At 52.9% G+C, this 14,941-nt stretch carries 11 protein-coding genes; 5 read left to right on the plus strand and 6 right to left on the minus strand.

Annotated elements, in window-relative coordinates:
- Nucleotides 1-4 precede the first annotated feature (4 nt).
- The 3 genes from LZ463_RS09350 to LZ463_RS09360 all read right to left on the minus strand — a co-directional run bounded on the left by LZ463_RS09350 (nt 5) and on the right by LZ463_RS09360 (nt 2,943).
- Nucleotides 5-1,618, minus strand: coding sequence for a ShlB/FhaC/HecB family hemolysin secretion/activation protein (locus LZ463_RS09350; RefSeq protein ID WP_241455357.1), 1,614 nt, complete (start codon nt 1,616-1,618; stop codon nt 5-7).
- A gap of 297 nt (nt 1,619-1,915) precedes the next feature.
- Complete coding sequence (locus tag LZ463_RS09355) at nt 1,916-2,521, minus strand: hypothetical protein (protein WP_241455358.1); 606 nt, start codon at nt 2,519-2,521, stop codon at nt 1,916-1,918.
- Between the two features lie 2 nt (nt 2,522-2,523).
- Nucleotides 2,524-2,943: a DUF6404 family protein gene (locus LZ463_RS09360; protein WP_241455359.1), complete on the minus strand. Its 420-nt coding sequence runs from the start codon at nt 2,941-2,943 to the stop codon at nt 2,524-2,526.
- A gap of 440 nt (nt 2,944-3,383) precedes the next feature.
- Here LZ463_RS09360 and LZ463_RS09365 point away from each other — a divergent pair, with 440 nt between their 5' ends.
- The 3 genes from LZ463_RS09365 (at nt 3,384) to LZ463_RS09375 (ending at nt 9,396) form a co-directional block, all read left to right on the plus strand.
- Nucleotides 3,384-4,538, plus strand: coding sequence for an acyltransferase family protein (locus LZ463_RS09365; RefSeq protein WP_241455360.1), 1,155 nt, complete (start codon nt 3,384-3,386; stop codon nt 4,536-4,538).
- A gap of 72 nt (nt 4,539-4,610) precedes the next feature.
- Nucleotides 4,611-6,224, plus strand: a complete 1,614-nt coding sequence (locus LZ463_RS09370) for a glycoside hydrolase family 10-like protein (protein WP_241455361.1) — start codon at nt 4,611-4,613, stop codon at nt 6,222-6,224.
- A 334-nt stretch (nt 6,225-6,558) separates the two neighbouring features.
- Nucleotides 6,559-9,396 carry a TonB-dependent receptor domain-containing protein gene (locus LZ463_RS09375; RefSeq protein WP_241455362.1) on the plus strand — a complete coding sequence of 946 codons (2,838 nt, stop codon included), beginning with the start codon at nt 6,559-6,561 and terminating at the stop codon, nt 9,394-9,396.
- Nucleotides 9,397-9,492: 96 nt separating this feature from the next.
- On the opposite strand, the gene LZ463_RS09380 is transcribed toward LZ463_RS09375, so the two are convergent.
- Both LZ463_RS09380 and LZ463_RS09385 read right to left on the minus strand, forming a co-directional pair.
- A complete protein-coding gene (locus tag LZ463_RS09380) occupies nt 9,493-10,815 on the minus strand; it encodes a serpin family protein (RefSeq protein WP_241455363.1) in 1,323 nt (440 codons plus the stop codon).
- 157 nt (nt 10,816-10,972) lie between these two features.
- Nucleotides 10,973-11,548 (minus strand): L,D-transpeptidase, encoded by a 576-nt coding sequence (locus LZ463_RS09385; protein ID WP_241455364.1) that lies wholly within the window; start codon nt 11,546-11,548, stop codon nt 10,973-10,975.
- A gap of 177 nt (nt 11,549-11,725) precedes the next feature.
- Between LZ463_RS09385 and LZ463_RS09390 the strand changes: the two genes are divergently transcribed.
- On the plus strand, nt 11,726-12,628 hold the full coding sequence (locus LZ463_RS09390; protein WP_241455365.1) for an N-acetylmuramic acid 6-phosphate etherase: 903 nt from the start codon (nt 11,726-11,728) through the stop codon (nt 12,626-12,628).
- Between the two features lie 39 nt (nt 12,629-12,667).
- Nucleotides 12,668-13,570 carry a LysR family transcriptional regulator gene (locus tag LZ463_RS09395; protein ID WP_241455366.1) on the plus strand — a complete coding sequence of 301 codons (903 nt, stop codon included), beginning with the start codon at nt 12,668-12,670 and terminating at the stop codon, nt 13,568-13,570.
- Nucleotides 13,571-13,578: 8 nt separating this feature from the next.
- Here the strand turns inward: LZ463_RS09395 and LZ463_RS09400 are convergent, their stop codons facing one another.
- Nucleotides 13,579-14,886 carry a serine hydrolase domain-containing protein gene (locus LZ463_RS09400; protein ID WP_241455367.1) on the minus strand — a complete coding sequence of 436 codons (1,308 nt, stop codon included), beginning with the start codon at nt 14,884-14,886 and terminating at the stop codon, nt 13,579-13,581.
- Nucleotides 14,887-14,941: the final 55 nt, after the last annotated feature.

Below are 14,941 nucleotides of genomic sequence, written 5' to 3' on the forward strand. Positions count from 1 at the left end.
TCGATCAGTAGTTGACGCCAAGCCTGACATGCAGGCGCCTGTCGTCTTTACTCAATTCATCCGGTGAACGCAAGCCTTTGCCATAATCCATCTGCAAGGACATCATCCTCGACATCGCCAGGCGAAAGCCTATACCCACACTGGCAATCGAAGCTGAAGCCTGCTCACCGGGCAAGGCTTTGTTACGTGAAACGTGAGCCATATCATAAAAACCCAGCAACTGGCACTGTGTAAAACTGGATGTGAAACCTGCACACAGATTTGGTGTATAAATCTCACCGCTGAACAGGGTGCCATAATCATTTGCCAGTGCACGTTCGGTAAAGCCGCGTACACTGCTGGCACCACCGGCGCCGAATTGCTCACCGGGCACCAGACTGTCACTGGTATATTGTCCGCTCAAGGTCAACTTCAGCTGCCAGGCGGCCGGCAATACCCTGCTATAGCCAGCACCATAACGGAGTATGCTGTACCCTGCTTTGGCGCCGCTGCGTACCTTCAGAAAATCTTCGGTCTTGCCTTTTTCTCCACCGGGGATATTGTGCACGGCAGTCAGGTAAAAACTGGTTTCGCCAGTGGTTGAGCTCACATTGCCGGAATAGGTCAGGCTGAGCGGATGCACAGTCACATCATTGCCCAGTTGTATGCCCTGCAGGGCCACATTATTCTTGAAAGCCTTGTAATCCAGACCCAGGCTAAGGCGGGAATCAAAATCTTCGCTGCGGCCAAGACTGTAGTTATAACGGGTACCAAACACCGAGCCACGACCACTGACTGCCAGGTCAAAAATACCGGCGGCCACTGAGCCGGAATCGACATTCGAGTAGCTCGCATAGACATCGACAGAATCACCGCGCGCATAGACAGGCAAATGATAGCCGACGCCAAGCACACTGTATTTGCTGGGCTTTTGCAGGGTAGTCGTATATTGCAGGCTCAGCACATCATCGTTACCGCTGATGTTTGCATGCTGGAACAATAAACCGAGGTGCGATTTACCCGTATTGCTGTCGCCAGCATTGTCGAGGTTGGCGCCGACAGCCCAGGGTTTGTTATCCACCACATTCAGGACAGCATTGACCTCACCTTCCTTACTGGCGGTTTCAAACTGCAAATTGGTTTTCTTGGCCGGATTTTCATTGGCCAGCTTGAGGCTGTTCGACAGCACCTTGATGTTCGGCGTATCGCCTTCACGCAATTGCGGCAGGCTGCGGCGTACATTATCGCTGTCAAAATTCTTGTTGCCCTTGACGCTGATACTGCCTATACGCGCCTGCACAACGACGAATTTGACAACACCCTGATTAAGTTCCTGCTCTGGCAAGACCACTTGCACCAGGCCGTAGCCTTTCTGGTGATAAGCTTTTTCCAGCGTTTCCAGCGCTTTTTGCACATCGGCAAAGCTACGATTTTTCCCGGTATAGGGGGTCAGCAACTCATTGATCACAGTTGCCGGAAGTAAATCATTGCCTTTGACGTCATAGCGACTGACCTCAAATCTGCCGATCACACTGTCAGTATCTTGCGCTGACACCGGTTGACCGAACCCACATGTCAGTGCCAATAACAGACTGACAGTAAAACAAGGTCTGGAATACTTGCTCTTCAATGATCTCATACTAAGATTTCCCAGTAACGGAATCGTGCTATATCAAGTTTTATGCAAAGGCTAAACTGCCTCCACTGATCATGTCGATAAGGGCTATCGAAAAACTTTTTCTATTGAATCAAGCTGCTGTATTACTGTGACCAGGGTGCGCGCAACACGACAATGTGTTTGAGATGCCTGGGGCTGATTATCGCTCCACTGATGAAACCGCCCCCGGGACAAGTATCCTGCAATCCAATTGCCACCACAAGTACTATGTTGTTAATTCTGTCAAGGGAAACGAATTAATTGCAATGACGCGTGAACTTACCCGGCCCTGGCCTTGCGTGTTGAAGTTTCGCGTTTGCCTGGTCCTGTTTTTGTTTCCACGACATGGTCAAATTCATCAATGCGAAATATCCTTGTGATAGGGACGGATGCGCAACACAATGCATCCCGGGGACCGGCTTCCTTACCCTTGATACTGATAGTCCGCCCTTCTATACGTGCTGTCTCGAAATCAAATACGCGCCAGCCCCGCTCACCCAGCTTGCTGACGGCAATCAACTGATAAGGTTTGGCTGTCTTGCCTGCCAATTCCATCTGCTCACGCTGGGCATAAACCGCCATGTACTCAGCATGATGGTTGCCGCCACCAAAACCCTCGAGATTAAAAAAAACCACGGCATCATGTTGATGATCGTCAAAAAGCTGCCCATACAGGATAACTGCAGGATTGCCATCAAATGGCGCAGCCAGACCATCGCTGAACTGATCAGTCAGCCTGTTCAATTCTGCTTTCATGAAAGCCTGTTGCACAGGTGATGCCGATACAGCAGGGGAGGGTTTGGTGGTTTGGGCCATTACCAGGATTGGCAAGCCAAGACTGCAGGCCAGCAATAGCCTGTTTGTCATCTGTGTCAAACGCGTCATGCTCAAGCCTTCCCCGCGTCATCAGTCATGAAGTCTTGCCATGACGGCAAACCATGCTTGCGCTTGCCATAGGCATAATAGCTGGCCAGCGCCAGTCCAAAAAAGAAACCGGCGCTCAACGCCGCCCCCAACATGGTGCCTGGCAACATATTCAGTTTATGCCAGATAAAGAAGTACATCAATATTCCCCACCCCAGTGCATAAAACAGACCGGAATACAGGGTGTTTTTCCAGAACGGGGCAAAATGTGGCGGCGATACATCCAGCCCCAGGCGCCAGCAAAGACGCAGATAAGGAGGTGCATAGTTGCTATGCATGATGCCGGTTTTTTCCAGCATGTCCAAGGCTGCCTGACGTCTGGCTTCGAGTCTGCCCCGGATTTCGCCAGAGGCCTGTGTATCTTTGTCACTGGTATTCATCATTACATTCTTCGATCAATTTTAAGGTTTGGCCAGATGCGATCCCGAGCATGTTCATATTACAATATGTCGTCACGGCAAGTACATTATTTATAGACAATTTAATCACAGCCAAGACAGGCTCACAAAGTAAAGATTGATAATTTCCGGCTGGAAAATATTTCTATTAAAGTTCCGTCATAGAATGATGATGCAAAGAAACAAACTCGATGGTTGCAAACAAACGGATAACCCAGGCTTATAAGTGGCACATAAAAAGTCAATCGCAGTAAACTGGTATTGTTGCCTATCATGATGACTATCCTTCAGGACTTGATGGATAACTCAAGACTCCCCCAGACGATTGAGATTTCAAGGGCGCATGTTTCTGGACTGCGCCCTTTTTTTAGCCTGTCGCTTCCTTTTAAACAGATACTTTTTTTCGACCAGACAAAACGAATGACATGATGAGCAACAATGCCAGATTGCTGTCACTTGATGCATTTCGCGGTTTCACCATAGCCAGCATGTTTTTGGTCAACAACCCTGGCGACTGGTCGCATCTGTATGGCCCTCTGGAACATGCAAGCTGGTCGGGTTGGACTTTCACTGACTGCATCTTTCCCTTCTTCCTGTTTATCGTCGGTGTTTCCCTGCATTTGTCTCTGCATCAGAAAATACTGGCTGGTTATGCCCGGCAACAATTATTGTGGCAGACCATGAAACGTGCCCTGTGGATCTTCCTGATAGGGCTGGCGCTCAATCTCTTACCCGGTTTTGATTTCCAGCATGTGCGCATACCTGGCGTTCTGCAACGTATTGCGCTCTGCACGGCAATCGCCGCGCCACTGGCGATTTACTGCGAATGGCGTGCGCAATTGCTGTGGGCATTCGTACTGATGGGACTGTACACAATCACCATGCTTTGTATAGCGGTACCCGACAGCAATGGCGTCTGGGTCACCGCCGCACTGGAACCAGGGCGTGACGCTGGCGCTTACATTGACCGACTGATGCTCGATGGGCATTTGTGGCAACGCGCGAAAACCTGGGACCCGGAAGGCCTGCTCAGCAGCCTGCCTGCTGTAGCCAGTGTCATCTTTGGCATGCTGGCCGGACGCTGGCTGACCATACAGCGCGATGCAGCCACAAAAACCGTCTGTCTACTGATCACTGGTCTGGTTTGCCTGGCCCTGGGTCAGGTCGGCGACGCGGTGCTCATGCCAATCAACAAGAGCCTGTGGACACCATCGTTTGCGGTCTTTATGACAGGCTGGGCATTGCTGGTCTTTGCCTGTTTTTACTGGTTTTTTGACGCCAGTCCCTCTACAAACCTGAAGGCGAACATGGCGAAATTTTGCCACCCGTTCATCATGTATGGCATGAACGCCCTGTTTTTATTCACCCTGTCCGGTCTGATAGCCAAGATGCTGGGCTTTATACACATCAACCAGAAGGATGGTAGCAAGCCCAGCCTGCATGCCATCATCTATGCACCGATCAAGGCTTTGCCGCTCAGCCCGGTCAACGCGTCATTGCTATTTGCCGTGCTGTTCAACCTGCTCATGCTGCTGATCGCCTGGGGTATGTGGAAGAAACGCTGGTTTGTCAAAGTGTAATGCAGTAGCATCTCAGGTCTTTAGCACATCATCTGTTTACGCATGTTTTCGTTTCAACAATTGTACTTGTCCATGACCAACCTGAAAACCAGCCAAAGACGTGCCCGGTCTGGTGTATTGATGACTATCAGTTGCGCCATCCTGCTGGCCTGTTCAACACCCGCCCCTCCACCTGTCGTCAAGTCTGGCAAAACCAATCTTGGCAATGTGCCGCAAAATGCACCGGTCAATTACCCTGTACTGGCCCGCGAAGCACCACCGCTGCCGCGTGAATTTCGCGCGGCCTGGGTCTCAACGGTGGCAAACATAGACTGGCCTTCACGCCGCGACCTGAGCAGCGACAAACAAAAGGCTGAAATACTGAACATACTCGACAACGCCGTCAGCCTGAAACTCAATGCCATCGTACTGCAGGTACGTCCGGCTGCCGATGCGATTTACCCGTCCAGCATAGAACCGTGGTCAGAGTTCCTGACCGGCGAACAAGGCCGTCCGCCCTCACCTTATTACGATCCCCTGCAATTCTGGGTAGAGCAGGCTCATGCACGCGGACTGGAACTGCACGCCTGGTTCAATCCCTATCGCGCCCGCACTGCACAGTCAAAAACGGTGATGGCCAGCAACCACATCAGCAAACAGTTTCCCCAGGTAGTGAAAACCTATGGCGACCTGCAATGGATGGACCCGGGTGAGCCCATCGCCATACAACAAACCCTGAACGTCATTGGCGATGTCGCCCGGCGCTATGATGTCGATGGCATACACATTGATGACTATTTCTACCCATATCCAGTCAAGAACGGCAACAGTACAGAAATTGATTTCCCCGATGATCCGTCCTGGATAGCCTACCTGCAGGCCGGTGGCAGTCTGAACAGAGCTGACTGGCGGCGCAGCAATGTCAACCACCTGGTTGAAGCGATACATTTGCGCGTGCACCAGGAGAAACCCTGGATCAAGTTTGGCATCAGCCCCTTCGGCATAGGCCGGCCTGACCGTCTGCCGCCTGGCATAGCTGGCTTCAGCCAGTACGACAAGCTGTATGCCGATGTTGAATTATGGCTGGCGCAAGGCTGGCTTGATTATCTGGCGCCGCAACTATACTGGCCCATCAATCAGGGGCCACAAGCCTTCAAGGTCTTGCTTGACTATTGGCTGGCGCAGAACAGCCAGAACAAGCATGTCTGGCCCGGTCTGTACACCAGCCGCATAGACAGTAGCGACAAGTCCTGGCCAACCGATGAAATACTGAACCAGGTTGACGCCATGCGTGAAAAAGGCGGTAATGGCCACCTGCACTTCAGTATGGCGGCACTGAACCAGAACCGCAAAGACATACGCAAACGCTTAAGCACAGAGAAATATACCTCGCAAGCCCTGATACCGGCCAGTCCCTGGCTCGACGCCAGCTTGCCCGGCAGCCCTGTGCTGGAAGCCAGCGCCGACAAGAAGTCATTGCGTCTGCAATTGCCCGAGCCAGTCCCTGGCATCGGCACCAGCAACGCCCGTTTGCTGGCAATCTGGAAGCGCACCGGGCAGCAATGGCTGTTCTCGGTCCTGCCGGCGCAGAACATGACGATAGACCTGGCAGATGACCCGCAATTTGGCGCTATCAAGCAGGTCACCGTCTCAACCATCAGTCGTACCGGGCAAGAAAGTCTGCGCAGCAGTTATAGTTTGCCTTAAGCACACTGAAAGTCAGCCTGCTGCAAACATGCAAAAGTGTGGTTTTTTGGATGCGCGGAAGCACCCTGTTTCCGCACATTTTTTTATCGCACCACCATGACTGGACATGAAATCTGCGCCGCCGCTGGCTATCCAGCCCTGACCAACAGACGCCATATCTTTTGGTTATCGCCTGCCCTGAAATTTTCATTTGTCACCCGCCACCGTGTAACCCTAGTCTGGAACGCATACCTAGAAAATATTTATATCGATATTCAGGCAATACTCAAAGGCGACTTGAGATTGTTGGAAATTCTTTAAGAAATTAATGTCATTCGACCCCAAGGAGAAAGCAGTGAAGTTAAAGACTATAGCCAGGTGCATCGCCCTGATTGGTATTTCTGCCGGCAGCTCATGGGTGCAGGCGCAGGAAAAATCCGATGCCCCCCCGCAAAGAGTTGAGATTACCGGCAGCAGCATCAAACGTATCGCCAGCGAAGGCGCCTTGCCTATTGAAGTCATTACCCGCAAGCAGCTTGAAGCTTCCGGCATCGTCACTGCCGAACAATTCATTGCCAACCTCAATATCAATGGCAATGGTTCAGACAACCTGGCCAGCAATGCCGACGTCACATCAGGTGCCCAGCGCGGCAACAATGGCGCTTCGTCTGCCAATCTGCGCGGCCAGGGGGCAGACAGTACCCTGGTCTTACTCAATGGTCGCCGTGTCGCCACTCATGGCATGAAAGGCTCGGCAGTTGACCTGAATTCCATCCCCATGGCTGCTGTCGAAAGAATCGAAGTTCTCAAAGACGGCGCCTCAGCCATCTACGGTACGGATGCAATAGGCGGCGTTATCAACTTCATCCTGCGCAAGAATTACAATGGGCTGGAAGCGCAGGCTTTTACCGATGTGACCCAGCAGGGTGGCGGCAATATCAAGCGCGTGTCTGTCGTCGGTGGTTTTGGTGACCTTGAAACGGATAACTACAATGTCCTGCTGACAGCCACCCATAGCGAAAACGACGCCTTGCGGGGCGATCAGCGTGATTTCGTCAATACCTTCCAGCCCAACCGTGGTTTGTCGGTAGATACGCGCGGTACACCGGTGGCGACCGTATTTGCCACTTCGTTGGCCAATACCATACTCAGCAACAAGAGCAATAACGGCCCCGTATTCCCTGGCACTACCCAGGTCATGAATGCCATCAATGTACTGAACCTGCCAGGCGGGGCCGGTTGCGGCGCTGTCGACGGCATGGCGGCCTATGATGCCAAGCTGTGGGATGTGGCATCGTCCAAATACGCCTGCGCCTGGGATACTGGCCGTGCGGCAGTATTGCAACAGCCAGTCAAGAATGACAATTTTGTCGCACGCGGCACCTTCAAGCTGGGCTCACACCAGTTGTTTGCCGAAGCGGTCGGCTCCCAGGTCGAGGTGGCAAAACGTTTTTCGCCCAACCAGATTTCCCCTGGCAGCAACTTCCCTGCTTCGTCATTTTACCCAAGCACAGGTTCTGCCTATAACGATGTATTCAACGCCATCGTCGCCGTCTTCCCGAGCATAGAAGCCAACCGTGGTGCGCCTATTGCCTACCGCTGGCGCTGCATGGAATGCGGCAACCGGGAAATCACCACCAAGACAGAAGCAGCACGCCTGCAACTGGGTGCGGATGGTCAGATCGGCAAATGGGATTACCGCGTTGGCCTGTCCCGCGCCTACAGCCAGTCCGAATCCAAATTAGGCACAGGCTATAACTACACCGTAGCACTGGCAAACGCACTGGGTACGGGCATCATCAATCCCTTCCTGAAACCCGGTGAAAAACAGTCGCAGGCAGCGCTTGACCTGATCAACAGTACTTCAGCAGCAGGAGTCACGCTATACGGCGGCAAGACCACACTGACACAGGCTGATGCAGCACTGTCCGGCGAAATCTGGCAATTGCCTGCTGGCCCGGTCATGGCAGCTGTTGGTACCGACCTACGCAAGGAAGAGTATGCATTCAATGGCGATGCCAGGGCAGCCAGCGCCCGCCCGGCCATCTTGAATGCACCTTTCGATGACAGCAATGCGTTGTCCAAGGTCAGCCGTGACATACGGGCCGTGTATGCGGAAGTCCTGGTGCCGGTACTCAAATCCCTGGAGGTCACCGTTGCCGGTCGCCAGGACCACTATTCAGGCTTCGGCAGTACCTTCAATCCCAAACTGAGCTTCCGTTACACACCGACAGAGACTCTGCTATTCCGTGGCTCGTATAACACAGGCTTCCGCGCACCGTCATTCAACCAGTTGTTTAACGGCATCACCGATTCGCCTTATGCCGGTAAAGACCTGGCCGATCCGGCTACCTGCCCAACTTTAAAAGTTGACAGCAGCAAACCTGGTTGCGCCTCTATCACACCGAATATCCTGACCGGCGGCAAAACCACGCTGGGGCCGGAAACAGCCAAACAGGGTACAGTAGGCGTGGTCTGGGCGCCAAGCGCCAACTTCAGTGTCAACGCAGACATCTGGGAAATCCGCAAGGAAAATTCCATCACATCCATAGACCTGACCACCATGCTGCAAAACTATGAATTGTTCAAAGCACAGTTCTTGCGTGACAGCACAGGCGCCCTGGTCTTCATCGATCAACGCTGGGTCAATGCCGGTTCCAGCATCACAAGGGGCGTGGAAGTCGGTGCCAAGGCCAATGGTGCGATCCTTAACGGCAAATGGACTGCAGGCCTTGATGGCTCTTACCTGCTGGAGAAAAAATCCCGCCCTATGGCAAACGCCCCGTATGGCGAGAGTGAGGTTGGCCGTTTCACCTTCACCGGTGACCTGGGTCTGAAGTGGAAGCACACAGCCTATGTCACCTATACCCAGGGCGACTGGACTGGTACATTCACCCAGATCTACCGCGATGGCTACAAGGACCAGGTCTTGCCCGGCGTACAGAACGGTCTGGTCATGCCGTCCAACTACAATCCCACTGTCAAGGCCTATACCATCTATAACATGAGTGTGACCTACAGCGGCATCAAGAATCTGACACTGACGGCCGGACTGAAAAACATTTTCAATACCGATCCGCCATTTGCCATCACTTATGACAGCAATACCGGCGCAGGCAGCTCGTGGGAACCACGTGTCGCTGATCCGCGTGGCCGGTCATTTACCTTGCTGGCGAACTACAAGTTCAAGTAACTGAGTCTGGTAACTCTGCACAAGGCGCAAGCACAAAAAAATCCCCCGATGTGACAATCGGGGGATTTTTCATTCACAGCCACAACTGAAGACGGATCAGCTCGCAGCAGGATTCATCAGCTTGCCCATGAAGATGACAAGACCGGTCTGTCTGTCCCTGATCATGAACAGGAAGGGGCGGTCCAGCGTCAGCTTCAACGGCTGGGTCACATTGATACTGGTAGTACCGATGACAACGCCAGTCGCTGCAGCAGCCTCGGTGCCTTTCTCGTCTACATTGATGTATGCCTTGTGCAAGACACCCGAAATCGACAGGTCGCGATTACCTGTCAAGCCGGAAAAATCTGCCCTGGCCGCATCAAAAGCAATCCCCATTCCCAGATTGGTGAGTGTGGAATTCATGTCCGGACTGGCGCTGAAGTTAAATTTGGGCATGCCCAGGGCCAGATACTGATCTTTCAGACCTGTCGTGATATCAGCGAGCGTATTGCTGCTCAGACCCTGAACAAAACTGTCAAACTTGCCAGCATCAGGCACGACAACCAGCATCGCCAGCTTGTTGTCCATATAAGGCAGTTCAACTGCCTGATAGCCTTTACCCTGCACATAAGGGAAATTCGCTGTCTGGTTCATGAAGGGGACATTTTTTACACTGCCCTTGCGGTCAGTGAAGTCCTGGTTCTTCGTACCTTCCTTGGTAAATGGCAAAGCCCAGTCTGACTTGAACCAGATCGCATTTGTCAGCACGACACGAGTCATATTGGAGACCGAATTGGCGGGCAGCAAATCCTTGATTTTTTGCTGGGTCTGGTCAGCTACCCAGTTATTGATGGTCAGACGGGAAGGTTCGGCAGCCTTGACAAAATCGAGCAGGTTCACAGCAGCACCAAAATTCACGCCAAGTGCATCGAGATAACTGCCTTGCAGGCTATATCCCTGTTGCGCCCACAGGGCGTTGGCAATGTTCAGGTTAGGTAATTGCGCATTGGGTTTCGCGGCCGTCGAAGTCTTACCCGCCAGCAATAAATCAAGGCGGTTCAGCGCAGTCTGCAAACGACTTTGCTGCAATTGAAAAGACAGTGCTTTTTCCATGCCGCTGAGCGTGTCACCCTTGGCGCCGGCAGCTGCCATTTCCAGCGCCAGTGTCAGGCTATAGGGTGAATACACCAGGTTGCTGTCGCCCTGTGCATCAAGCGAAGGTAGGACTTTGAGGGCGAACTCGGTATTTCCGGCCACTGCCGAAGCCAGGTCGGCGTCGCTTGCTTGCGGAGCAACATTGCGTGCCAGCGTGGATTTGGCTGTGCCGATAGCCTGGGGTTGATTGGTGTCAGAGATCGCAGCCGCTGTTGAACCGCCAGAACCACCACAGGCAGACACGAGGGCAAGCAACAGGCATGAGCATATTAATGTAGGACGCATTTTGAGCTTTCTTTTGAATTGTCAGAATAAAAACAAGCACCTGGTTATCATACCCCTGGCTCTCTGTGCAATCAGTCCAAAAGTGTACTCAAATTGTCATTAAATTGTAAATACTGAAAGTTATTTCTGATAGTCGGACGCGGCCAAGTCTGGAATCTCATTGCTGCCGAGAGGCGGCATCAGCATCAGCCTCATCGACAACATCAACCACGGCGCCAATCCCGACCCGCTCAAACAGTTCTGCAATGTCAGATGAGCGCATGCGTATACAGCCATAGCTCGCTGGCGTACCCAGCAGACTTTCCTGTGGTGTGCCGTGGATATAGATATAGCGCTGATAGGCATTACGATTGCGTTCTTCCGTACCACGCAGCCAGAGTATGCGGGTGACCACAGGGTCACGTCCCGGCGCATCTGCCGCCACAACTTCGCCCGTAGGCAGACGGTCCTTGAACACCATGCCCAGCGGCATGCCTGCACCTATCTTTTCGGCGATTTCCATGCGCCCGCCTGGTGTCATATAACTGTCGGGCATATCGCCAATACCGCGCTTTGCCGTGGAAATGGTATAGCTGGCCACTTGCCTGCCGTCTTCGAACAGACGCATGTTCTGGTTCGCGACAGAGATGATTAATTGATGGCGGGTATCAGCTGGCCTCAGCCAGCTCCATTGACATGCAGTCAGGAGCAGGCTGACCAGCAGTATCCATCCCGCGTGACGAAGAATTTGCATTATTTATCTGTGTATTAGCCAGCAAGCAGCATAAGCTGTTCTGGAAACCCCGGCAAATCAAACCTGCTGACGCAGGCATTACCTGAAGTTATGGGAAGAACATGAGCTTTCATTTGTATAGCCTCCTCTCAGGGAATAAGGTATTCAAAGGATAAGGATGGATGAGGATAAGCAAGCATGTTGAATACGGAAGCGCCAAGCACTACACATACTGGCCTGGATTTATACCCGACTGAACAGTTGCTCGAAGTACTCATTGACGACCAGTTCAATGCAGTCAGGGCTGTCAGACAGGCTGCCAGCCAGATTGCTGCGGCCGTTGATGCTGCTGCACCGCGCATTCTGGCCGGAGGCCGTCTGGTCTACGTCGGCGCAGGCACATCTGGCCGCCTCGGTGTGCTTGACGGCGTGGAATTACTGCCTACCTTCTCCTGGCCCAATGAACGCGCACTGGCCTTGCTGGCCGGAGGAAGACAGGCCATGTTTGTTGCTGTCGAAGGTGCGGAAGACGATGCCGGACAGGGTGACAAAGAAATCCATGAACTGGCATTAAACAGTCATGATGTCGTTATCCTGATTGCCGCATCTGGCGCCACTCCTTACGTACTGGGAGCTTTGCAGGCAGCACGCGAAGCAGGTGCACTGACTATAGGCTTCGCCAACAATCCTGGCGCACCTGTGACTTTGCAGGCAGAGATAGGTATCACCCTTGATACCGGCAGCGAGGTCATCTCAGGCAGCACACGTCTGAAAGCCGGTACTTCACAAAAAGTCGCCCTGAACAGTTTTTCCAGCGCCCTGATGGTGAGACTGCACAAAGTATACGGCAATCTGATGGTTGATGTGAAACCAACCAATGTCAAACTGTTGCGACGTACAGTCAGCCTGACCATGCATGCTACCGGACGTGATGAAACTTATTGTCGTCGCATCCTGGAAGAATGTGATTTCCACGTCAAGACTGCCATACTCGCCATACTCAACAAGATCAGTGTCACCGATGCAGAACAGTTACTGAGCCAATGTGGTGACGACCTGCGTCTGGCCCTGCGCAGACATTCTGACAGCAGCCACGTCTAGGCGTTACAATCAGCTAGTTTTGCTCTTTGGAAAGTCACCATGCGTTTGCGCCACATAGAAGTCTTTCACGCCATCATGCAGGCTGGCACCATCAGTGGTGCGGCCCAGCTATTGAATATTTCCCAGCCGGCCGCCACCAAGGTTTTGCAGCATTGCGAAATACAACTGGGTCTGAAACTGTTTGAGCGTATCAAGGGCAAACTGCATCCCACGCCGGAAGCGCACAAGCTGTTTGCCGAAGTCGACAAGCTCAACCGCGACCTGCAATCGGTACGCAGACTGGCCAGCAACCTGAAAAATCATCCTGATGAAGCAGTGCGCCTGGCCTCTACACCGACACTGTCAATTACCGTGGTGCCAACTGCCCTGGCTGCCTGGCGCAAAAAATTTGGTAACGTACACTGCACGCTGGCTACCCATCACACCAGCGAGATCGTCAACGCCCTGCTGCTTGGTGATGTGGATTTCGCCTTGTCGCTGTATGACCCATGCCATCCCAATATTGCATCAGAACCGTTGATACGCGGCAGCATGACGGCCATCGCCCCTATAGGCAGTTGGGCAAGGCAACTGGATAATACCGCCCTGCCAGTTGCAGACCTGCCCAAGAACCTGATCGCACTCGATCTGGATGACCACCTGGTCAGTCGCGTCATGGACGCCTGTGAAGAACAGGGATTGAGTTTCACGTCATACACAGTGGTGCAAACCTACCTGCTGGCCCGTACCCTGGTGGAACTCGGTGCCGGCGCCGCCGTGATTGACCCGTTTACTGCGGCGACTTCAGACCAAAGCAAGGTACAGTGCCGCCCCCTCTCGCCCAATGTGCCCGTGGATTTATATTTGCTGACAGTAAAATCCACACCTCTGTCACGCTCGGCGCGCGCCTTTGTGGAATGCATCCGCGAAGCCGGGGCAGATTTCATTGCCCGCACATCTTAGAACATGGCTTAAAAAAACCGGTACAGCTGAGTCAGTATTTTTTCTTCCCATATACTGAGGCTTGAATACTGGCCCGGATTCTTTTCCGGGTCTGCGGCGACACCGCCTATCACATAAATCATGCCATTGCGGGTGCCGGGATTAAACATGAAGCCTGACTGCAAGCCATAGGCAAAGCCCAGATGGCCCACTGCCTTGAACGCAGCCTGCCCCATGCCTGGCTGCACCAGTCTGTCACCGTAATGTACAGCACTGACATCGCTAAAGCGCTGTACTCCCAGCCCCCATGACTGGAACAGGCCATGATAGTCATCACCATTGTGTGCAGCCCTGTCGTAGCGCCACTGCTCGCTGACCAAGGTTCGCACCGTAGCTGGTTGTAGCAGGCGCAGACCATCGAGTTCACCTTCATTCATCAACATCAGCATAATGCGGCCCAGACCTTGCACACTGATGCGCAAGCCACCCTGCGGGCTGAACAGACTTGCATTGGTGCCGGGAACGTAATGATCAAAAGCTCGCCTGGCCAGGGGCCTGGAGTGAAAATCATCGACTTGCGCATGCCAGGGGCCTTGCGGATTCCAGACTTCATTTTCCTGTTTTCGGTACAGCACCGCCAGCCTGCCCAGTTCATCATCCGACAAAAGTTCGGGATGATAAGCACCCTCTACCTGCAAGGGTTTGAGCACCAGCTCCTGCATCAACAGATCAAAACGCTGACCGCTTACTGCTTCCATCACCGTACCCAGCACACCCCAATTCAGGTTGACGTAATCAAAGTACTTACCAGGCTGATAATCTTCACCAGACCTGGCCCTGGCCGGGTCTGCCCATTGTGCACCCGCAGATGACAGAAAGTTTTGCATACTAACGTCAGGCGGGAAGTTATAACCGGCAGCATCACGCAACGATGATGTGTGACTGAGCAGCATGCGGGTAGTGATGACCACACCCGGATAATGCGGATTACGCAGTTTGAAACCGAGGTAATGGCTGATATCTTGATCCAGGTCCAGCTTGCCCTGTTCAACCAGTATCATCGCGCCAACAGTGGCAACCATCTTGGATAGGGATGCAACCCGGTACAGGGTGCGTGCATCGACAGGCAGGTTATTTGCCGGATTTTGCCTATCCAGATAGCGATACCCAAATTGTTGCTGGTAACCAGGCTTGCCATCTTTGATGACCAGCACAGACAGGCTGGCCAGAGTCTGGTCTTTATCGGCAACGATAGCAGCGAGCGCCTGGTCGACCTGGTTTTTTAATGTGGTATCTGCCCGTGCCGTCGCTGGGAGCGCTGGCAATGAACATGCCATGACCATCCCGGCATACCAGAAAAATCTGTGCAACAGAAATCGACGGCAAGACATG

Origin of the sequence: Undibacterium paludis (assembly GCF_022568815.1) — a bacterium.
Classification (GTDB): Bacteria; Pseudomonadota; Gammaproteobacteria; order Burkholderiales; family Burkholderiaceae_D; genus Undibacterium.

Excerpts from the sequence above, each read along its gene's own strand:
- LZ463_RS09395 (WP_241455366.1), top strand. The coding sequence starts at position 12,668 with ATGCGTTTGCGCCACATAGAAGTCTTTCACGCCATCATGCAGGCTGGC.
- LZ463_RS09385 (WP_241455364.1), bottom strand. The coding sequence starts at position 11,548 with ATGCAAATTCTTCGTCACGCGGGATGGATACTGCTGGTCAGCCTGCTC.
- LZ463_RS09390 (WP_241455365.1), top strand. The coding sequence starts at position 11,726 with ATGTTGAATACGGAAGCGCCAAGCACTACACATACTGGCCTGGATTTA.
- LZ463_RS09350 (WP_241455357.1), bottom strand. The coding sequence starts at position 1,618 with ATGAGATCATTGAAGAGCAAGTATTCCAGACCTTGTTTTACTGTCAGT.
- LZ463_RS09360 (WP_241455359.1), bottom strand. The coding sequence starts at position 2,943 with ATGATGAATACCAGTGACAAAGATACACAGGCCTCTGGCGAAATCCGG.
- LZ463_RS09365 (WP_241455360.1), top strand. The coding sequence starts at position 3,384 with ATGATGAGCAACAATGCCAGATTGCTGTCACTTGATGCATTTCGCGGT.
- LZ463_RS09380 (WP_241455363.1), bottom strand. The coding sequence starts at position 10,815 with ATGCGTCCTACATTAATATGCTCATGCCTGTTGCTTGCCCTCGTGTCT.
- LZ463_RS09355 (WP_241455358.1), bottom strand. The coding sequence starts at position 2,521 with ATGACGCGTTTGACACAGATGACAAACAGGCTATTGCTGGCCTGCAGT.
- LZ463_RS09370 (WP_241455361.1), top strand. The coding sequence starts at position 4,611 with ATGACCAACCTGAAAACCAGCCAAAGACGTGCCCGGTCTGGTGTATTG.
- LZ463_RS09400 (WP_241455367.1), bottom strand. The coding sequence starts at position 14,886 with ATGGCATGTTCATTGCCAGCGCTCCCAGCGACGGCACGGGCAGATACC.